This window comes from Methylophaga sp. OBS4 (assembly GCF_026319305.1).
Classification (GTDB): domain Bacteria; phylum Pseudomonadota; class Gammaproteobacteria; order Nitrosococcales; family Methylophagaceae; genus Methylophaga.
The window spans coordinates 80,522-99,905 of the sequence record NZ_JAPDMV010000005.1 but is presented as its reverse complement, the minus strand read 5'-3'; the positions used below and the strand labels follow the sequence as shown (position 1 = coordinate 99,905).

General features: G+C 50.2%; 20 protein-coding genes. 17 read left to right on the top strand and 3 right to left on the bottom strand.

The features are described 5' to 3' along the window. The 9 genes from OMP95_RS02510 to OMP95_RS02470 all read left to right on the top strand — a co-directional run. The coding region (locus OMP95_RS02510) for a TRCF domain-containing protein (RefSeq protein ID WP_323135102.1) at positions 1-607 on the top strand (607 nt) is incomplete at its 5' end. A 224-nt stretch (positions 608-831) separates the two neighbouring features. Beyond that, complete coding sequence (locus OMP95_RS02505) at positions 832-1,641, top strand: methyltransferase domain-containing protein (protein ID WP_266325581.1); 810 nt, start codon at positions 832-834, stop codon at positions 1,639-1,641. Between the two features lie 559 nt (positions 1,642-2,200). Beyond that, on the top strand, positions 2,201-3,043 hold the full coding sequence (locus OMP95_RS02500) for an ATP-dependent zinc protease (protein ID WP_266325579.1): 843 nt from the start codon (positions 2,201-2,203) through the stop codon (positions 3,041-3,043). A gap of 12 nt (positions 3,044-3,055) precedes the next feature. Further along, positions 3,056-4,567 (top strand): inactive transglutaminase family protein, encoded by a 1,512-nt coding sequence (locus OMP95_RS02495; protein WP_266325577.1) that lies wholly within the window; start codon positions 3,056-3,058, stop codon positions 4,565-4,567. Next, positions 4,564-5,556 (top strand): alpha-L-glutamate ligase-like protein, encoded by a 993-nt coding sequence (locus tag OMP95_RS02490; protein ID WP_266325575.1) that lies wholly within the window; start codon positions 4,564-4,566, stop codon positions 5,554-5,556. The genes OMP95_RS02495 and OMP95_RS02490 overlap by 4 nt, the downstream gene beginning before the upstream one ends. 41 nt (positions 5,557-5,597) lie before the next feature. Then, positions 5,598-6,317, top strand: coding sequence for an SIMPL domain-containing protein (locus tag OMP95_RS02485; protein WP_266325573.1), 720 nt, complete (start codon positions 5,598-5,600; stop codon positions 6,315-6,317). Next, positions 6,317-7,375 (top strand): PA0069 family radical SAM protein, encoded by a 1,059-nt coding sequence (locus OMP95_RS02480; RefSeq protein WP_266325571.1) that lies wholly within the window; start codon positions 6,317-6,319, stop codon positions 7,373-7,375. Before OMP95_RS02485 ends, OMP95_RS02480 begins: the two co-directional genes overlap by 1 nt. Positions 7,376-7,485: 110 nt before the next feature. Further along, positions 7,486-7,692 carry a DUF2905 domain-containing protein gene (locus tag OMP95_RS02475; protein ID WP_266325569.1) on the top strand — a complete coding sequence of 69 codons (207 nt, stop codon included), beginning with the start codon at positions 7,486-7,488 and terminating at the stop codon, positions 7,690-7,692. A gap of 171 nt (positions 7,693-7,863) precedes the next feature. After that, positions 7,864-8,643, top strand: a complete 780-nt coding sequence (locus OMP95_RS02470) for a PhzF family phenazine biosynthesis protein (RefSeq protein ID WP_266325567.1) — start codon at positions 7,864-7,866, stop codon at positions 8,641-8,643. 137 nt (positions 8,644-8,780) lie between these two features. Here OMP95_RS02470 and OMP95_RS02465 read toward each other — a convergent pair whose 3' ends face one another. Continuing rightward, the gene (locus tag OMP95_RS02465) at positions 8,781-9,794 is read right to left on the bottom strand and encodes a Gfo/Idh/MocA family protein (RefSeq protein WP_266325565.1); all 1,014 of its coding nucleotides are present in this window, start codon (positions 9,792-9,794) and stop codon (positions 8,781-8,783) included. A gap of 162 nt (positions 9,795-9,956) precedes the next feature. On the opposite strand from OMP95_RS02465, the gene OMP95_RS02460 reads away from it, so the two are divergent. Further along, complete coding sequence (locus tag OMP95_RS02460) at positions 9,957-10,469, top strand: peroxiredoxin (protein WP_266325563.1); 513 nt, start codon at positions 9,957-9,959, stop codon at positions 10,467-10,469. A gap of 170 nt (positions 10,470-10,639) precedes the next feature. Here OMP95_RS02460 and rpiA read toward each other — a convergent pair whose 3' ends face one another. Continuing rightward, positions 10,640-11,332, bottom strand: a complete 693-nt coding sequence (gene rpiA, locus OMP95_RS02455; protein ID WP_266325561.1) for a ribose-5-phosphate isomerase RpiA — start codon at positions 11,330-11,332, stop codon at positions 10,640-10,642. 113 nt (positions 11,333-11,445) lie between these two features. On the opposite strand from rpiA, the gene OMP95_RS02450 reads away from it, so the two are divergent. From OMP95_RS02450 to nhaD, 3 genes are all read left to right on the top strand, one after another. Then, positions 11,446-12,327 (top strand): fructosamine kinase family protein, encoded by an 882-nt coding sequence (locus OMP95_RS02450; protein ID WP_266325559.1) that lies wholly within the window; start codon positions 11,446-11,448, stop codon positions 12,325-12,327. A gap of 8 nt (positions 12,328-12,335) precedes the next feature. Beyond that, entirely contained in the window at positions 12,336-12,806 is a 471-nt protein-coding gene (locus OMP95_RS02445; RefSeq protein ID WP_266325557.1) for a low molecular weight protein-tyrosine-phosphatase, read from the top strand. A 139-nt stretch (positions 12,807-12,945) separates the two neighbouring features. Further along, positions 12,946-14,319 carry a sodium:proton antiporter NhaD gene (nhaD, locus tag OMP95_RS02440; protein ID WP_266325587.1) on the top strand — a complete coding sequence of 458 codons (1,374 nt, stop codon included), beginning with the start codon at positions 12,946-12,948 and terminating at the stop codon, positions 14,317-14,319. A gap of 102 nt (positions 14,320-14,421) precedes the next feature. Here nhaD and OMP95_RS02435 read toward each other — a convergent pair whose 3' ends face one another. Further along, positions 14,422-15,102: a MaoC family dehydratase gene (locus OMP95_RS02435; protein WP_266325555.1), complete on the bottom strand. Its 681-nt coding sequence runs from the start codon at positions 15,100-15,102 to the stop codon at positions 14,422-14,424. Between the two features lie 211 nt (positions 15,103-15,313). Between OMP95_RS02435 and OMP95_RS02430 the strand changes: the two genes are divergently transcribed. From OMP95_RS02430 to rsxC, 4 genes are all read left to right on the top strand, one after another. Beyond that, the gene (locus OMP95_RS02430; protein WP_266325553.1) at positions 15,314-16,372 is read left to right on the top strand and encodes a 3-deoxy-7-phosphoheptulonate synthase; all 1,059 of its coding nucleotides are present in this window, start codon (positions 15,314-15,316) and stop codon (positions 16,370-16,372) included. Positions 16,373-16,721: 349 nt separating this feature from the next. After that, a complete protein-coding gene (gene rsxA / locus OMP95_RS02425; protein WP_266325551.1) occupies positions 16,722-17,303 on the top strand; it encodes an electron transport complex subunit RsxA in 582 nt (193 codons plus the stop codon). Positions 17,304-17,306: 3 nt separating this feature from the next. Beyond that, entirely contained in the window at positions 17,307-17,867 is a 561-nt protein-coding gene (gene rsxB / locus OMP95_RS02420) for an electron transport complex subunit RsxB (RefSeq protein ID WP_266325549.1), read from the top strand. Next, on the top strand, positions 17,864-19,384 hold the full coding sequence (gene rsxC / locus OMP95_RS02415) for an electron transport complex subunit RsxC (RefSeq protein WP_266325547.1): 1,521 nt from the start codon (positions 17,864-17,866) through the stop codon (positions 19,382-19,384). The genes rsxB and rsxC overlap by 4 nt, the downstream gene beginning before the upstream one ends.

Genomic DNA, 19,384 nt, shown 5'->3' with positions numbered 1-19,384 from the left:
CGATATGGAAATTCGCGGCGCCGGTGAACTGCTGGGTGATGAACAAAGCGGCCAGATGCAGGAAATCGGCTTTGGGCTTTATAACGAACTGCTGGAACGTGCCGTCAAAGCATTGAAATCAGGCAAAGAACCCAGCCTCAATAATCAGGAACGGCATTTCGTTGAAATTGATTTGCATGTCCCGGCACTGATACCTTCCGATTATCTGCCGGATGTGCATACCAGACTGGTATTGTATAAACGTATCGCAGCCGCCGAAAATAACGAGGCTTTGCATGAGTTGCAGGTGGAAATGATTGATCGTTTCGGCTTATTGCCGGAACAGGTCAAGACCCTGTTTGCCATCCATGAACTGCGCTTTAAAGCCAAAACCGTCGGCATACGTAAAATCGATGTTTATGATCAGGGCGGGCGTCTGATATTCGAACAGGAGCCTAATATTGATCCGATGACCATCATTGAGCTGATTCAGAAACAGCCCGGCAAATTTAAACTGGATGGCCAGGATAAATTACGTTTTGTCGACACTATGCCGGAAGCCGAAGATCGGATAGTAGTACTGGATAAATTGCTGGATACATTACTACCTAACCTGAGCTGCGTATAAGGAAAAGAAGGGAAACGCCCCCCATCTTTTCCTCTATAGTACAACAAGAGATGCCTCCGCTGCGGTCGGCATGACACCGTTTCTGATTTACGGCAAGTCCCTTGGAGCATAAAAGGAGTCACCCTGAGCGTGAGCCGAAGGGTCTCAGTCCGAACTTTTGAAGCATTATTTCTTATACGCAGATCAGGTTACCTAAACATTAACGGCCTCTAGGGATTCAACAAATGGTAACGGGCTCTAAACAAGATCGTAATTTCGACGATCTCGCTGATCGTTTTGAACAGAAAATCTATAACACCGTCAAAGGCGATTGGCGCCTGACCTTGTTACAGCAAGATCTGGCATTTTTGCATCAGCAATCATTACTCAACATCTGGGATGCCGGTTGTGGCCAAGCTCAAATCAGCCAATGGTTTGCCGAACAAGGGCATGCTCTGACTTTATGCGATCTGTCAGGAAAAATGTTGCAGCGCGCACAGAATAATTTTGCCGCCGCCGGCTTATCCGCCCGCTTCTACCATCAGTCAGCCCAGTCGCTGGCCAGTGAGTTACCTGAGTTTGATCTGGTGCTTTGCCACGCCGTGCTGGAATGGCTGGCACAGCCGCTGCCGTCACTGTTTACTATTGCTGACAAAGTCCGGCCTGGCGGCTACCTTTCTTTGTTGTTTTATAACCGTAATGCAATGGTATACAGTAATGTGTTAAAAGGTGGCTGGCGTCTGAAGCCGATACTGGATGACAGCTATATCGGTCAGGGTAATAAACTGACTCCGCCTAATCCGCAATTCCCGCATGAAGTGATAGCGGCGATGACAGCAAGGCATTTCAGCGTAAAAACGCACACCGGCGTGCGGGTGTTCAACGATTACCTGAGCACTGAGGCAAAACAGAACAGTGATGAGCAGGAGTTATTTGCTTTGGAAAAGCGTTATTGCCGGATGCCGACGTACCGCGATATGGGACGCTACGTGCATGTTCTATTCCAGCGCGAGGAGACCGCCAAGCCCGGCGATACCACTCTGAAAGAGTACTAGGTGTTTAGTCCCATCCAGTGATGGTTTATTTTTCATATCCACCACTGCTGGAGGCTATTTTTGTGTCCGGCAAGGTGGAAAGAGTGCCGTGTAGCTGACCTACATAAACGATTGACAACGCCGCCGGGCGCAAAAATAGCCCCAGCCCTCCGGGTTGTGGCTGAAAAAGCGCCACTCTGCGTTACTCGTCGTTTGTTTAGAATGACTACAAAAACGTCTGGAACATTTTTGAGCGCAAGCCCCAACGGGGCGAGATACATGGATGTATCTCGCAAACTGCTCTCCTCGCGCCTTGATTGACGCTTTTTCAGCTCACAACAGAGGCTGATATGAAAGATAAACAGGCCCTTGTGTAAGAGTCCTGAATAAAAATAGTCATCCAGCGAACAGCACCTTGCCGGAAACGAATCGGGAACTTCTGCATGGCCACTTGAGTCCAGGACACTACGTTAAGGCCTGTTGAAAATTCCAACCAAGCCGCATCTTTACAGACAATGATTCTGCTACAATTAATAGTTGATTCGGACCGCAATTCTAATCATTTATCCACAGGAACCACATGGTTAAACATATTTTCCCGCTTCTGATTCTTTCAACCCTGTTTTTCTCAGGTTGTGTGAACAGAACGCCTCCCACCCCGCCTTTAACTCAAGCTCAGTTGAACAATACGCTTTCTGAAACCGAGATGCGTTTATCTGAGCAAATGAAACAACAATGCCAGGGTTGGATTCAACAGCAGCAAACACAATTCGACCAGTTTAAAGAACTGCAAGAAAGTCAGCTTCAGATCGATAGAAAAATCGATGAACTGGATCAAAAGCTCAGTCAAAAACAAGCTCAGCCTGTGGTAGTAGCCGCAGCCAAACCGGCACAATGCCCGCCGCCAAGCGTTACAAATACAGTCGGCAATAAGTTGGTGTTGGGGCGGGTTGAATGGTTATGGATAGAAGCCGTTAACCGTGTGTTCAAGGCACGCATCGATACCGGTGCGACAACCTCTTCTATCAGTGCTCAGGATGTTGTTGTGTTTGAACGTGACGGTAAACGCTGGGTACGTTTCAGACTGGCACCGGACGAAACAGATGATCGTTATGAAGTGGAAGCCCCACTGGTGCGCCATGTGCGGATTCGTCAATCATCAGGTGATGGTGACAAACTTGACCGCCGCCCGGTGGTTTCCTTAAAAGTCAAAGTCGGCAATTTAATTGAGGACACGGAATTTACCCTGACTGATCGCAGTCACATGCTCTATCCGATATTACTGGGCAGAGAATTTCTTAAAGATATTGCCGTGGTGGATGTGGCAAAGAAATTTATCCAGCCTGAACCTCCGATTATAAAGGACCTGCCCCAGGCTAAACCGGAAAAAGATTCCAAAGACACTAAAGAAGAAAAAAAATAAGGACGGATAAGCATGGCATCACGTAAACCTTTTTACCTGTTGGTGGGCCTGCTGTTTATCGCCGGTATTACACTGACGCTGCATCGCCATTACACCTTCGATATTCCCTGGTTGCCCGGGGAAAATCGCCAGACCTGGTCTATTGAAGCCAAGGTTGAATTTGAGGCCAACGGTAAAGAAATTCTTGCTTCCCTGGCCATTCCGGACACTCAGCCCGGATTTACCCGACTCAATCAGCAAACAGCCAGTCCCGGCTTCGGTTTATCGTTTGTCGAAAGCGAGGACGGCGGACAACATGCGGAATGGTCTATCCGTAAAGCCAAAGGTGCGCAGACTTTGTATTATAAAGTCGATATGCTGCTGGATCCTTATGCCATTCCGCCTCATCCCAGTCAACCACCGCCACTGAAAGTCAAAGTTGAAAAAGAGCCTTATGCCACAGCGGCCAGCCAACTACTGGAGCGGGCACGCGAACGCTCTGCCAATCCTTATACGCTGGCACGTGAACTGATTCTGGAATTTAAAAACCAGACCCAAAATGCCGAATTACTGGCACAACTGAAAAGCCGGGCCAGCTGGATCGTACAGCTGTTGCACCAAGCCGGTGTGCCGGCACGGCATGTCCATGCTCTGTTTCTGGAAGATGGTCGCCGTCAGCAGGAACTGGTTGATTATCTGCAGGTATTCAACGGCGAAGACTATGAGCTGTTCAACCTTGAAACCGGAAAACGGGGCAGGCCTGACAATTTATTGTTGTGGGAATATCATTCAGGCCCGGTACTGGAGGTGGTTGGCGGCACTAATTCCAGTGTCACCTTCTCCATGATTGAGCAGGAGCAGCCGTTCAGCGTGGCTTTAAATCAGAAGTTCGCTGATAACGAATTACTCAACTTCTCTATCTATACCCTGCCTTTGGAAGAACAGGCCTTGTTCAAGGGCATCTTATTGATCCCGGTCGGTGTATTAATGGTGGTCTTGATGCGCATTCTGATTGGCATTAAAACCTCAGGCACCTTTATGCCGGTATTGATTGCAATGGCCTTTATTCAGACCAGTCTGATTACCGGTCTGGTCGGCTTCCTGCTGATAGTCGGTACCGGATTGATGATCCGCTCTTATTTGTCCTACCTCAATCTACTGCTGGTAGCGCGAATATCAGCGGTCATCATCATGGTGATCGGCATTATTGCGCTGTTCTCTATTGTCGCCTACAAAGTGGGTTTGACCGAAGGCATGAAAGTCACCTTCTTCCCGATGATCATTCTGGCATGGACAATTGAACGTATGTCTATTTTGTGGGAAGAAGAAGGCCCGCATGAAGTATTGATACAGGGCGGTGGTTCACTGCTGGTGGCAGTACTGGCTTATCTGGCAATGAATAATGATCTGATCCGCCATCTGACCTTTAACTTCCTCGGTATCCAGCTGGTACTGATGGCTTTGGTATTGATGGCAGGTAATTACACCGGCTATCGCTTACTGGAGTTGAAACGCTTCAAACCGATGACCGAGGATAATCAATGAGTGGGCCGTTGTTGGATTGGTTAAAAGAAGCCAGACAACGTTATGTTCACCCCAGCAAGCTGGCGAAAATAGGTGTGCTGGGTATGAACCGACGTAATATTTCCTATATCAGCCGCTATAACCCGCGTCATCTGTATCCACTGGTTGATGACAAGCTGCAAACCAAGGAACTTGCCCTGGAGGCGGGTGTGACCGTACCCGATCTGATTGGCGTGATTCGGGAACAGCATGAAGTCAATGAGCTGCTCGATATGATTGCCGACTGGCCGGGCTTTTGTATCAAACCGGCGCATGGTTCCGGCGGTAAAGGGATCTTGGTTATCACCCGCAATGATGAAGAGGGTTATCACAAAGCCAATGGGCAAGTGCTCAATCTTGGTGCGCTGGAACGGCATGTTTCTAATGTTCTGGCCGGCCTGTTTTCGCTGGGTGGCCGGACTGATGTCGCCATCATCGAAGCATTGATTGAATTTGATGACCGTTTTACCGGTTTCAGCTATGAAGGCGTGCCGGATACCCGCGTTATCGTATTCAAAGGCTTTCCGGTCATGGCGATGATGCGTCTTTCGACGTCTGATTCCAATGGTAAAGCCAATCTGCATCAGGGCGCCGTAGGCGTGGGACTGGATATCCGTGACGGTAGTGCGTTAAGAGCGGTTCAATTTAATCGACCGGTGCTGCTGCATCCCGATACCGGCACCAATCTGCTCAGTCTGCAAATCCCGCACTGGGAACAATTACTAAAGCTTGCCGTGTCCTGCTACGAAATGTCCGGCCTTGGTTATCTCGGAACCGATATCGTGCTGGACCGTCACAAAGGACCGATGCTGTTGGAATTAAACGCCCGCCCCGGTCTGACTATCCAGGTCGCAAACGGTCGGGGTTTGTTGCCGCGGCTGCTGCAGGTTGAAGCTTTGGGTAAAAAACATAAAATGAATGTCGAACAGCGTGTGGCTTATGCCAGGGAACATTTTTCCAGTCTGGACTGAGAGCTTTTTTACCTGTAAGAATCAACACAAGGAGCAGGCCTATGCAGGAAACAGGAAAATTTAACGCCCTCATTCTGGGAGTTTCCATCTTCCTGGGTCTGAGCAGCCTGGGTTATTTGTTGGCGCAAGCGGCCATCACCTTTAAAGAATACGAACGCACCGTCACCGTTAAAGGCCTGTCAGAACATGAGTACACAGCCGATGTGGCAATCTGGCCGATTGAGTTCACGCTGGCCAGCAATAAAGTGCAGGATCTGTATGCAGATATTGAAACCAACACGCAGACAATCATCCGCTTTCTGACCAGCCACGGGATAAAAGCAGCAGACATCACGCTGAACGCCCCGGCTATTACCGATAAATCCGCTCAGCAATATGGTGGCAGTGAACGGGCGGAATTCCGCTACACCGGCATGCAAACCGTCACCGTTTACTCGGATGATATTGAAACCGTCAGAACCGTGATGGGACAATTAGCCGAACTGGGCAAACAGGGCATCGTGCTGAGCGGTAACAATTACCAATCACAAACCGAATATCTGTTCACCCGTCTCAATGAGATAAAACCGGAAATGATCGAAGAAGCCACCCGCAAGGCCCGTGAAGTGGCGGAAAAATTCGCTGCCGATTCGCAAAGCAGCCTGGGCAAGATCAGACGCGCTTCCCAAGGCCAGTTCAGTATCAGCCCGCGCGACAATAACAACCCGCATATCAAAAAAGTCCGGGTGGTATCGACCATAGAATATTACCTGTCTGACTGATGGCTGAGATCGGCAAAACAGTTAAAGGCCGGGGCACAGCCAACAACCTTGATAGCCGTTTTTCACAACTGCAGCGTGAAACAGTTGATGACGGTTGGTTTCAAGGCGAAGATCATCCTCCTTGCACCTCGGTCGAACTCGAACAGCCCAAAACCATCATCAGCCGCAATCAATCACCGGACCTGCCGTTTAGCCAGTCAATCAATGCTTACCGGGGCTGCGAACATGGCTGTATTTACTGCTATGCCCGCCCTTCGCATGCTTATCTGGGCCTGTCGCCGGGGCTGGACTTTGAAACACGACTGACCGCTAAACCGGATGCCGCCAGACTGCTGCGCAAAGAGTTACAGGCAAAATCGTATCAGTGTTCGCCGATATCGCTGGGGGCTAATACCGATCCGTACCAACCGATTGAACGCCAGTATCAAATCACCCGGCAGATTCTGGAGATACTGGCGGAGTTCAACCACCCCGTCACCATTGTTACCAAGTCGGCCATGGTGGAGCGGGATATCGATATTCTGATCGAGATGGCCGCGAAGAATCTGGTGCGGGTGAACCTTTCTATCACCACCTTGAAGCCTGATTTAGCCAGACAACTCGAACCTCGTGCCAGCAGCCCGAAAAGAAGACTTGATGCCGTTCAAAAACTCACCGAAGCCGGAATCCCCGTCACGGTTTTGATCGCCCCCATAATTCCGGTTCTGACCGATACCGAATTGGAATCCATATTAAAAGCCTCGGCCGTAGCCGGAGCCAGCGCAGCCGACTTTATTCTGGTCAGATTACCGCTGGAAGTCACCGGCCTGTTTGAGGAATGGCTGCAAACTCATGTGCCTGATCAGGCAGAACACATCATGAACCGGATTCGCGATTCCCGTGACGGTAAAACCAATGATGCCCGCTTTGGGCATCGTCTGCGTGGACATGGATTTTATGCCGATATGGTTCAACAACGTTTTGATATCGCACTGCGTAAATACGGGCTGAATCACCGATCCACCCCGTTAAACCGGGATCTGTTCCGGCCGCACCCGCAGCAAATAGATTTATTCTGAGGAATGCCTATTCTCCGTGCGGCATAACCGCCCTGTCACCTCGAGCGTAACCGAGAGGTCTCGAACATTATTTGCTATGGTAGGGTTGTTACAACTCAGAGGTAAAACAAATGGCAAAAGTATTGATTCTTCTGGGGCTGATACTAATCGCCATCGGTTTAATCTGGCTGTATGCCCCCTGGCTACTGAGCTGGTTCGGCAAACTACCCGGCGATATCAGTATTGAAAAAGAAAACTCACGGATTTTTATCCCTATCACCTCCATGGCCGTTATCAGCATCGTCATATCCATCCTGATCAACATCTTCAAGCGTTAGCCATAACACATTGCCAGCAGCCATCATTTGTGGAATAGTTGGGCATCTCAAGACGTACATTTGGGGTCAGGGTAAAATCCCACACAATACTCTGGACTCTAGCCCACCGTGAGTTTTTACACTGCCCCCAAACACTCAACACTCCAAATTTCTCATCACACGCTAACGGACATGAAAATCAAACAATACCAAGTAGATGCCTTTGCAACCCGAGCATTCGAGGGAAACCCGGCGGCAGTGTGCCCCTTGGAAAACTGGCTGGACGATGATTTACTTCAAGCCATCGCAGAAGAAAACAACTTGTCAGAGACTGCATTCTTTGTACCCAGCGCAAAGGGATTTAGTCTGAGATGGTTTACCCCAGTCAAGGAGGTTGATCTATGTGGCCATGCCACATTGGCAACAGCTCACATAATCTTTGACTCTCTTGGCTTCACAGAATCAGTCATTACCTTTGAAACGCGTAGCGGTGAGCTATTCGTGAAAAAGCAGGGAAATCTCTTGCAAATGGATTTCCCGGCGTACAAGTTAACCGCCTGCGAGATTTCCGAAACCTTGGTTCAAGGCCTTGGCGTGCGCCCTATCGAGGTATGGGCTGGCGACGACTACTTGGCCGTGTTCGATAGCGAAGCAACCGTTCGAGCTATCACCCCAAACCACGCCTTGCTCGGCCTGCTCGATTTGCGCGGCGTTATCGTTACTGCGCCAGGCACTGATGTGGATTTTGTCAGTCGTTTCTTTGCCCCCAAGATCGGCATTCCCGAAGATCCCGTCACCGGTGCCGCCCATTGCAAACTTGCGCCGTACTGGGCCGGAAAACTTGGCAAAAACACTCTGTCCGCCAGACAGGTTTCTAAGCGTGGCGGCAACCTTGCATGCGAGGTAAAAACCGACAGAGTGGTACTGTCCGGAAGTGCCGTAACGTTCATGGAGGCAGAAATTGCCTTCTAAAACCTAACGAGGCGCTCCAGCGATCGGCTTAGCTCTGCGTTCGGGTTCAAAGGACCAGATCACTAGAAACTTACTCGAAGCAGGAATCAATGTGCTCAGACACCCTTTGAGAATTCGCCCCGGTCGATTGAGTTTTATCAGTCAATTTTTATCAGTTTCTGTTCTCTCACCGACTGCAACGCAGCATTAATCGCCTTGCAGTTGCCTCTGGCATCCGCCAATGACAAAGCCGGCGTTTTATTATTCAACACACAATCGGAAAAATGCTCAATTTCCAGATTGAAATGATTGGCTGCCGGCAAAGTCACATCCTGTTGATCACCGGCATCCGTCCACCAGGAAATAACCGGTTTATCCGTTGGATGCTGCCAGACGGTACGACATTTAATGCCACCCAGTGTGCCAATAATTTCATATTCGCTGCGGCGGGCATGTTCAAAACTCATTTCAAAATGGGCATAGCGGCCGTCGTCAAAATCAAAAATCCCGCTCAGGCTGACATCTGCACCATGCTCATTCAGTTTGGCCATGGCCGTTACGGCTACAGGTTCCTCGTCAAACCATAAACGGGCAGTATGCACTGCGTAGGGGCCGATATCCCACATAGCACCACCACCGTGGTTAATAGCACGATTGATCCGATACATGCGCGCCGGTTTTATCGGAAAGGCAAACGCCGTTTTGACCGTACGTACGTCACCGATAACCCCTGATTGAATCAACTTGCGCACATAATCATGCTGCGGATGGAAGCAATACATAAACCCTTCCATTACCGTCACCTGCTTAGCCTTGGCGGCTGCTTCAATCGCTTCAATATCAGCCACCGTCAGCGCCATGGGTTTTTCTATCAAAACATGTTTGCCGTGGTTGATAGCTTTCAGTGCCCATTCGGCATGCTCCTCATTGGCCATAGGCAGATAAACAGCATCAATATCTGGATGGTTCAACAAAGCATCGGGATCATTCAAAGTCTCTACATCGGTTTCACCGGGCGCATGTTTATTCAAGGTTTCAGCGGCAGCACCGGCACGGCGGCTGAAAATCGCCACCAGTTTTGCATTCGGCGCCTCCACGATTGCCGGTAACAGTCTTTCATTAACACGCGCAGCACCTAATATGCCCCAGCGCAGTTGTTGCTTCTCAGCCATATCCCTGTTCCTTTTTACTGTCTAATGCCTGCCATCATAACGGCTTAAGGCTGCAAAACCAAACTGCTAAAACCCTGTAATAACCAGTGTTTTTATCTGCCTTCAATTGCCTTATGCTAGGCTATCCAATCTTGTCTTAGAACATAAAATTAAGGAGTTGCCATGACTATCGAAGTTGGCCAAACATTACCTGCCGGCAAGCTGACCGAATGCAATGAGTTTGATCCTGAAACTGGCTGCCCGATGAACCCACAACCGCTCGATGTCGGCGAGATGATCAAGGGCAAAAAAATCGTGATATTCGGCGTGCCCGGTGCCTATACCCCGTTATGCTCGGCGCAGCATCTGCCCGGTTTTGTCGAACATGCTGACGAGATCAAAGCTGCCGGCGCTGATGAAATCTGGTGTATGGCTGTCAATGACGCGTTTGTCATGGCTTCCTGGGGGCGCGAACAAGCTGCAACCGGTAAAGTACACATGATGGCTGATGGCAGTGCCGAATACGCCAGAGCACTGGGGCTGGATCGTGATTTGACCGCAGGCGGTATGGGCGTGCGCTGCTACCGTTTTGCCATGATCGTGGATGACGGTGTAGTCGAATACATCGGCGTTGAAGGTTCCGGCGAGTTCGGCAAATCCAAGGCTGAAACCATTCTGGAAGAATTGAAGAAATAACCAAAAAATAAATAATCCGCAGATTACGCAGATGGACGCAGATTAAGCGCGTTTCCTTTTGCAATAATCTGCGGATAATATTGATGCCGAGGTTCCCACGGAGACCCGTGGGAACCAAATGAATACTCTGTGTTTCTGTGGTTATCTCTACATACAGACCAGCCAACAGATTAGCGCCAGTGCTCTTCCACTTCGCTCTCGCCGCCGATAAATACCGCTGTGGCCAGTTCGCTGAAAATACCATGCTCTACCACCCCCGGTATCGTATCCAGAATCATGGTCAGCTCCAGACTGTCGATATGCTCAAACTTCATATCCAGCACCATACTGCCATGCGCAGTGAACGCCACATTGTCACCGGCCGCATTCATGCGCAGTTCACCATATCCGCCCTGATGTTTGAGTTGCGCCAGCACCAATTGCCAGGCATCCGGCATGACTTCAACAGGAATGGGGAAATTCTGACCGATATGGTCGACCAGCTTGCTCTCATCAACCAGCACGTAAAACTGATCTGCCGCTGAGGCCAGCAGTTTTTCTCTGACCAGATCCTGGCCGCGGCCTTTGAGCAGAGTCAGCTCAGATGTGACTTCATCGGCACCATCAACATACATATCCAGGTAGTTCAGTAAATCAATGGAAACAACGGGTAACCCGGCCTCTCTGGCCTTGTTCGCACTGACAACCGAACTACTGACAGTAGTTACATTTAAGTGTTCCAGTTTATTACGCTTGGCCAGGGCTTCTATAAAGAAATTGGCCGTTGAGCCAGTGCCCAGACCGACAATCATATCCGCCTCAACCAGATTGGCGGCATGCACGGCTACACGTTGCTTAGGATTCATTAAGTTTTGCGCTGTCATTGACAACCTCCTTGCCCCTGTTGGCAGAATATGGGCTCAGCTTATACCGAAACAACCTGAAAATGCACGTAACAGAACCCACGTTGTCGAGTAATTGAATACAGGAAATTATCATGGCCCAATTCGATACCATCATCCAGCACATCGAAACAGCGACCCAGTGTGCTCTCGGGCAGCACCGCCTGAGCAGTATGGGGGGCGGCTGCATTAACACCGTCTATCGGCTGGAAACACCGCAACAGTCCTTTTTCATCAAACTCAACAGCCCTTCACTATCTGCCATGTTTGAAGCAGAAGCTCAGGGGCTGCGGGAAATGGCAGCTATCAACGCTGTGCGGGTACCGGAGGTCATCTGTTACGGCCAGGCTGATGGCCATAGTTATCTGGTGCTTGAGTACATCGCGCTCGGCGGTCTGCGGGGTAAGGCCTCAGCGCTGCTCGGGCAGCAGCTGGCAAAAATGCACCGCGAAACACAACCCTATTTCGGCTGGCATATGGACAATACCATTGGCAGCACACCACAGATTAACGAGCGCAGTCATGACTGGCTGCAATTCTGGCAACATCAGCGACTGGGGCAGCAACTGTCTTTCGCCGCCGACAACGGCTTTGGTGGTCGTCTGCAACAACGGGGAGAAAGACTGCTTGCGGATCTGCCCGTATTATTGGATGGTTATGAGCCGCAAGCTTCCCTGCTCCATGGCGATCTCTGGGGCGGTAATGCGGCGGCAGATGATCGGGGCAACCCGGTTATTTTCGACCCGGCCTGTTATTACGGCGATCGTGAAACAGATCTGGCAATGACCGAATTATTCGGTGGTTTTGGCAGCGACTTTTTGGCTGCCTATCAGGCTGAATATCCGCTGGACAGTGGTTATCAACTACGTAAAACCCTTTATAATCTGTACCACATTCTTAACCATCTCAATCTTTTCGGCGGTGGCTACCTGGGTCAGGCCGAGTCGATGATTGATCGTTTACTGGCAGAAAGCTGAAGGAAAAAATGAGCCAAATCAAAGTATTGTTTGTATGCATGGGTAATATTTGTCGTTCACCCACTGCTGAAGGTGTATTTCTCAAATTACTTACGGATCTGGGAACCCGTGACCGGTTCCATGTGGACTCTGCCAGCACCCATGCTTATCACGTCGGTGAGCAACCCGATGCCAGGGCACAGCAGACCGCGCGCAAGCGCGGCATTGATCTGTCATTTATCCGGGCACGCAAGTTTGCAATATCAGACTTTGAAGAATTTGATCACATCCTGGCGATGGACAGTGATAACTATGACATTCTGGTTGCGGCCTGTCCTTCTACTCATAAAGACAAAGTCAAACTGTTTCTGGACTTTGCACCGCAGCGCACAGAACGCGATGTACCCGATCCTTATTACGGCGGCCAGAACGGCTTTGATCATGTATTCGATCTGGTTGAAGACGCCTCTCGCGGTTTTTATCACAGCGTTATCAAGTAACTTAGCGGTTGCACTGCTGTCAAGGCGGCGTATGATAAGCCGCTGATTTGAACTGTTAATGAGGATATTCAGCGTGAACGTACCATCCAAAAGCCGGTTTGCGGTATCGGCTGCCTTGTTCGGCCTGCTTCTGTCAGTGATGCCTCAACTGGCTGTTGCTGCAGAGAATGTAAAGCTACTTGATTTGACCTCCCACTGGGTGGGTTACGCTTCCATTGCCTTGTTTGTACTGGCATACGGTCTGGTAGTGGTAGAAGAAGAAATCCATATGCGCAAATCCAAACCGGTGATGATTGCCGCCGGTTTGATCTGGGCTATGATCGCACTGATTTATGCCCAGCAGCCGGATTCTGAATATCACCACACTGCTGAAGTGATGATCCGTCATAACTTGCTGGAGTATGCGGAGCTGTTCCTGTTCCTGCTGGCAGCCATGACTTATATCGGCACCATGGGTGAACGTGGCGTGTTTGATTCGCTGCGGGCATGGCTGATTAACAAAGGCTTCTCATTACGCACCATTTTCTGGCTCACAGGTCTGCTGGCCTTCTTTATTTCCCCTGTCGCCGATAACCTGACTACCGCCCTGCTGATGGCTACGGTGGTGATGGCTGTAGGCGGCACCAATATTAAGTTTGTGTCTGTTGCCTGCATCAATATTGTGGTAGCGGCCAACGCCGGAGGCGCATTCAGTCCGTTTGGTGATATCACCACGTTGATGGTATGGCAAAAAGGTGTGGTGGCATTCCATGAGTTTTTTGCTTTGTTTGTTCCTTCCCTTGTTAACTGGTTTATTCCGGCCTTTATCATGTCGCTGACATTGAAAAATGAAACACCCCCGGCGTCTGAGGATCATGCTGAATTGAAAGATGGTGCCCTGGTTGTGATCGGCTTGTTTTTATTGACGATTACCATGGCAGTCTGCGCGCACAACTTCCTGCACTTGCCTCCGGTAGTCGGCATGATGACCGGTCTTGGCATACTCAAAGTCTACGGTTATGTGCTTAAACTCCGTGAAACACGCATGATGATGAACCTGGAAGAAGTTGGTGAAGATAGACAGCCTTTCAATATTTTCCGGCAAGTGGAACGGGCGGAATGGGACACATTGATGTTCTTCTACGGCATCATTCTCTGCGTAGGGGGGCTCGGCACCATTGGTTATCTGACGCTGGGTTCGGAACTGATGTACGGCGATCTGGGGCCAACAACGGCTAATATTCTGATAGGCGTAATTTCAGCAGTGGTCGATAATATTCCGGTTATGTTCGCTGTATTGTCGATGATGCCTGATATGAGCCATGGTCAGTGGTTGCTGGTTACGTTGACCGCGGGGGTTGGCGGTTCGCTGCTGTCAATCGGCTCGGCAGCCGGTGTTGCCGTGATGGGACAAGCTCGCGGCATATACACTTTCTTTACTCATCTGAAGTGGATCTGGGCCATTGCTTTGGGTTACGCCGCCAGTATCTGGGTGCATCTCTGGCTAAATGCAGAATTGTTCCATATTGGTTAAGCAAATAGTCTCTACCGAAACAAAAGCGTCCGCAGCTGCGCGGGTTGCGGACGCTTTCTTATACCCGTGACAACTGAAAATGCACGGTATTACGGGTATATATCAGTCGTACAAACGTAATACCATCTCTGCAATACAGGCAGGTCGATGGCTGTCCTCTATTTCAATTTTGACTTCCCGGGTCAGCTCTAAACCCCGTTTCAATGGATTCAACGCGATAACGCGCGTTCTTGCCCTGATGCGCTTACCGGCTTTCACCGGAGAAGGAAATACAACCCGGTTGATACCATAATTCACCACCAGCCTGGCTTCCGGATAGTCAGATTTTTCTGACGCTACACTGTTGGTGAGCAGCGGAATCAGTGACAACGTCAAAAAACCGTGAGCAATGGTTGTTTTGAAAGGTGATTCCAACAAGGCACGGCCCGGATCAGTGTGAATCCATTGCTGGTCGCCGGTGACCTCAGCAAACCGATCGATAAAGCTTTGGTCGATAACCAGCCAATCGCCGATGAAGGTCTCTTCACCTAACTCAGGTTCAAGACGCGCATACAGCGCCGCCAGCTTCGGGCTTAAAGAGAGAGGGGTTGCCTGTTCATCAGCACTGTCATTGAACAACTGCAGATATTGTGTCCATGGCAGAGACATATTGCGTATGTCCGCTACCGTTTTATTAAACGTCTCAGGCCAGTGTCGAAGGGTTGACTCGACTTTGCCTCTCAATTCGAGGTTTATGGACTCCAGTTTTTCCTGACCTTGTTTTAAAGAATCGACCAATCGCATTCTGAGTTCCTTGTCACCAGTAAATGACGTTTGTTTGACGTTATCTTAAATCTTTGTATTTACTACAGCATTTAACATGCCAGATGCCGCATTACAAGATTTAATATCAAACACATGAGCCGGATGTTGGTCGCATGCTATATCTGGATAGCGGAAAACAGCGCCAACAGGTACAATTTATGGTTTAGTTTTTTCTGAGCATAACCCTACCATGCTATACAGCACCGATGATTTGCGTATCACCGGCATACAGGAAGTGATTCCGCCGGCGCAACTACATGAAGAACTGCCTATCACTGATCAAGCGTCGGAGACGGTGTTTAATGCCCGTAGTGCAACACAGAATATTTTGCATAAACGTGATGACCGTCTGATTGTTATTGTCGGCCCTTGCTCGATTCACGATCCGATTGCGGCGCGTGAATATGCGACCCGTCTCAAACCGTTTATCGAAGAACTGAAAGACGATCTGCATATCATCATGCGCGTCTATTTTGAGAAACCCCGTTCTGTAGTCGGCTGGAAAGGTCTGATCAATGATCCCTACCTTGACGGCAGTTTCAAAATCAATGACGGTCTGCATATCGCCCGTAAATTGCTGCTCGATCTGGATGAAATGGGCGTGCCCGCGGCCACGGAATACCTGGATTTAATCAGTCCGCAGTATATTGCCGATCTGGTGTCGTGGGGTGCCATCGGTGCCCGTACAACTGAAAGCCAGGCCCACCGCGAACTGGCTTCCGGTCTGTCCTGCCCGGTCGGCTTCAAGAACGCAACTGATGGCGGCCTGCAAATTGCCGTGGATGCCTGCTTGTCAGCCTCCAAACCACATCACTTTATGTCTTTGACCAAAGCCGGCCATTCCGCCATTTTTTCCACAACCGGTAATCCGGATTGCCATGTGATCCTGCGTGGTGGCCAGCAGCCTAATTATGATGCCGCCAGTGTTAATGCCGCAGCGGAAGTCATTGGTCGCTCAGGCCAACCGGTCAGGTTGATGATTGACTGCAGCCATGCCAACAGCAGTAAAAGCCATCTTCAGCAAGAAACGGTTTGCCGCGATGTCGCTGCCCAGATAGCACATGGCGATAAACGCATTATCGGCATAATGCTGGAAAGTAATCTGGTAGGTGGTCGTCAAAATGCTGAAGCCGGTAAAGAGCTGGTGTATGGGCAAAGTATTACTGACGCCTGTATGGCCTGGGACAAGACTGAAGTTCTGCTGCAGGAACTGGCCGAAGCTGTTCGTCAGCGACGCAGTGTAGTGTAAGGAATAGCCCCTTTACCCTTATACATATGAACGATTGGGGGCGGCCCAACCTGCTCATATTCAGCACCACCTGACACGCTTTTATCTCCCGCTGAAATCCTGCATTTTGAGGTAACTTGGGTATAACACTACACTTGGGCTGATTGAACCTTCTCAACCGGAAAAAGAATTTCCCGGCCGGCCTGTTCCTAATCAGCAGGCTAAGTCCGCCACCACCAAGCGTTAATAACCGTTCCAAAGCTTCGAAAAGCAGCGTTTTTCAGCTATAATCGACGGTTAACGAATTGCAGCCAGGCCCTGCTTGAGCTGTAATGACAAATAATTCCTGATTAAATCAGTAGGTTATTAAATGGCAGACTATGCCCTGATATTGCTAAGCACCATTCTGGTGAACAACATTGTCCTGGTTAAATTCCTGGGACTGTGTCCGTTCATGGGCGTTTCCCGTAAGCTGGAAACGGCGATGGGTATGGCGCTGGCCACCACATTTGTATTGACCCTGTCGTCAATCAGCAGTTATTTAATCAACGAATACCTGCTGGCGCCGCTCAATATCGAATTTCTGCGCACTATCAGTTTTATTTTCGTCATTGCTGTTGTGGTGCAATTTACCGAAATGGTGGTACACAAAACCAGTCCAATGTTGTATCAGGTGCTGGGTATTTTCCTGCCACTGATTACCACTAACTGCGCGGTATTGGGTGTCGCCCTGCTGAACGTGCAGGAACAACATGGTTTTATAGAGTCGGCTTTGTATGGTTTTGGTGCCGCGATTGGTTTTTCCATGGTGCTGGTGATCTTTGCCGGCATGCGTGAACGCCTTGCTGCCGCCGATGTGCCGGTTCCATTTCAGGGGGCCGCCATTGGCTTGATTACTGCCGGACTGATGTCGATGGCCTTTATGGGCTTTGCCGGACTCGTCAAGGTATAACGCATGTTAACGGCAATCATAGCAATAACGCTGCTGGCGTTAACCTTGGGGTTGTTACTCGGCTTTGCTTCAATGAAGTTCAAAGTTGAAGGTGACCCTATTGTTGAGCAAATCGACAAACTGCTGCCTCAGACCCAATGTGGCCAGTGCAGTTTTGCCGGCTGCCGCCCTTATGCCGAAGCCATCGCTGCCGGCGAAGCAGACATCAACCGCTGCCCGCCCGGTGGAGAAGCCACTATTCATGCATTGGCTGACCTGCTTGATGTCGAAGCCAAACCGTTGAATGAAGAATGCGGGATCGAAAAACCGAAAACCCTGGCGGTGATCGACGAGCAACGTTGCATAGGCTGTACTTTATGTATCCAGGCCTGCCCTGTGGATGCCATTTTAGGTGCGGCCAAACATATGCATACGGTAATCGCCGATGAATGTACCGGTTGTGAACTATGTGTCGAACCGTGTCCCGTTGATTGTATTGATATGGTGGAAACTGTTCCGAACCCTCATACCTGGCGCTGGCCTGACCCTTCCCATGTGCAATTGGAGCGTGGAGGGAAGCCATGAAAAAACCGCTGAGTTCATTTCCGGGCGGTCTGAAACTGCGCGGCCATAAAAAGCGCTCAACACAGACGCCTATCCGCAAAACACCTCTGGCCCGTCAGTTGATCCTGCCATTGCAGCAGCATATCGGCTCGGCCGCCGTGCCTATTGTTGCAGTCGGTGACAAAGTACTGAAAGGGCAACGTATCGCCAGCGCCGATGGCCATGTGTCTGTGTGTATGCATGCCCCGAGCTCCGGAACAATTGTGGCAATTGATGAGCAGCCTATCCCCCATCCTTCCGGTCTGAGTGCACCCTGCATCACTATTGAGACCGATGGTGAAGATCGCTGGATAGATCGCCATCCGGTGCAGAATTTCCGCGATATGTCGGCCCACGAAATTCGCCAGCTTATTCGTGACGCAGGTATTGTCGGACTGGGTGGCGCGGGTTTTCCGAGCTTTATCAAGCTCAATCCCGGCGTGCACCATACTGTTGATACTTTATTGCTGAACGGTGCTGAGTGCGAGCCTTATATTGCCTGTGACGACATGCTGATGCGTGAACGCGCTGACGGTATTCTCGACGGTATTGAAATCATGCAGCATGCCTTGCGTGCCCGTGAAGTTATTCTGGCCATCGAGGACAACAAACCGGAAGCCATTTCTTCAATGGAGCTGGCTTTGGCATCACGTCCGCATATGACCAGCGTCCGGGTTGTGGTGGTCCCGACCCGCTACCCCACCGGAGGTGAAAAACAACTCATCCAGGTGGTCACCGGCAAACAGGTGCCCAGTAACGGCCTGCCCATTGATATCGGTATTGTCTGCCACAATATGGCTACCGCCAATGCCGTGGGACGCGCCATCAATCATGGTGAACCGCTGATCTCCCGTATCGTCACGGTGACCGGGACCGATGTGAAACATGCCGGTAACTTTGAAACCTTGTTCGGTACACCGATTGCGGAATTGCTGCAGTTTGCCGAAACCCGGCGGCAACCGGATGAACCGTTTATTCTCGGCGGACCGATGATGGGGTTTAACCTGGCAGGCGATAATCTGCCGATCACCAAAACCGCCAACTGCATTCTGGTCGGTGTCGAAGGTGCAGCAACGGCCAGTGAACCTCTGCCCTGCATCCGCTGCGGTGAATGTGCCGCAGTCTGCCCGGCCAGTCTGTTGCCGCAGCAGCTGTACTGGCACGCACGGGCAAAAGACTTTGACCAGACACGCGACTACAACCTGTTTGACTGTATCGAATGTGGCTGTTGCGATTATGTATGCCCGAGCAAGATTCCCCTGGTCTCATATTTCCGTTTTGCCAAGACAGAAATCATGAACCAGGAACGTGAACGGCAGAAATCCGATCTTGCCCGTATACGTTTTGAAACCCGTCAGGCCAGACTGGAGCGCGAACAGCGCGAAAAAGAAGAACGTCAGAAACAACGTAAAGCAGCTCTGGCCGCATCAAAAGCCAAAAAAGAAAAAGAAGCATCTGCCCAGGCTGAAACCTCAGCCTCAGATGACAAGGAGACCTGA

What these genes read in the sequence shown, in the direction of transcription:
- OMP95_RS02505 (WP_266325581.1), top strand. Translation starts at nt 832, where the DNA reads ATGGTAACGGGCTCTAAACAAGATCGTAATTTCGACGATCTCGCTGAT.
- OMP95_RS02500 (WP_266325579.1), top strand. Translation starts at nt 2,201, where the DNA reads ATGGTTAAACATATTTTCCCGCTTCTGATTCTTTCAACCCTGTTTTTC.
- OMP95_RS02495 (WP_266325577.1), top strand. Translation starts at nt 3,056, where the DNA reads ATGGCATCACGTAAACCTTTTTACCTGTTGGTGGGCCTGCTGTTTATC.
- OMP95_RS02490 (WP_266325575.1), top strand. Translation starts at nt 4,564, where the DNA reads ATGAGTGGGCCGTTGTTGGATTGGTTAAAAGAAGCCAGACAACGTTAT.
- OMP95_RS02485 (WP_266325573.1), top strand. Translation starts at nt 5,598, where the DNA reads ATGCAGGAAACAGGAAAATTTAACGCCCTCATTCTGGGAGTTTCCATC.
- OMP95_RS02480 (WP_266325571.1), top strand. Translation starts at nt 6,317, where the DNA reads ATGGCTGAGATCGGCAAAACAGTTAAAGGCCGGGGCACAGCCAACAAC.
- OMP95_RS02475 (WP_266325569.1), top strand. Translation starts at nt 7,486, where the DNA reads ATGGCAAAAGTATTGATTCTTCTGGGGCTGATACTAATCGCCATCGGT.
- OMP95_RS02470 (WP_266325567.1), top strand. Translation starts at nt 7,864, where the DNA reads ATGAAAATCAAACAATACCAAGTAGATGCCTTTGCAACCCGAGCATTC.
- OMP95_RS02465 (WP_266325565.1), bottom strand. Translation starts at nt 9,794, where the DNA reads ATGGCTGAGAAGCAACAACTGCGCTGGGGCATATTAGGTGCTGCGCGT.
- OMP95_RS02460 (WP_266325563.1), top strand. Translation starts at nt 9,957, where the DNA reads ATGACTATCGAAGTTGGCCAAACATTACCTGCCGGCAAGCTGACCGAA.
- rpiA (WP_266325561.1), bottom strand. Translation starts at nt 11,332, where the DNA reads ATGACAGCGCAAAACTTAATGAATCCTAAGCAACGTGTAGCCGTGCAT.
- OMP95_RS02450 (WP_266325559.1), top strand. Translation starts at nt 11,446, where the DNA reads ATGGCCCAATTCGATACCATCATCCAGCACATCGAAACAGCGACCCAG.
- OMP95_RS02445 (WP_266325557.1), top strand. Translation starts at nt 12,336, where the DNA reads ATGAGCCAAATCAAAGTATTGTTTGTATGCATGGGTAATATTTGTCGT.
- nhaD (WP_266325587.1), top strand. Translation starts at nt 12,946, where the DNA reads ATGCCTCAACTGGCTGTTGCTGCAGAGAATGTAAAGCTACTTGATTTG.
- OMP95_RS02435 (WP_266325555.1), bottom strand. Translation starts at nt 15,102, where the DNA reads ATGCGATTGGTCGATTCTTTAAAACAAGGTCAGGAAAAACTGGAGTCC.
- OMP95_RS02430 (WP_266325553.1), top strand. Translation starts at nt 15,314, where the DNA reads ATGCTATACAGCACCGATGATTTGCGTATCACCGGCATACAGGAAGTG.
- rsxA (WP_266325551.1), top strand. Translation starts at nt 16,722, where the DNA reads ATGGCAGACTATGCCCTGATATTGCTAAGCACCATTCTGGTGAACAAC.
- rsxB (WP_266325549.1), top strand. Translation starts at nt 17,307, where the DNA reads ATGTTAACGGCAATCATAGCAATAACGCTGCTGGCGTTAACCTTGGGG.
- rsxC (WP_266325547.1), top strand. Translation starts at nt 17,864, where the DNA reads ATGAAAAAACCGCTGAGTTCATTTCCGGGCGGTCTGAAACTGCGCGGC.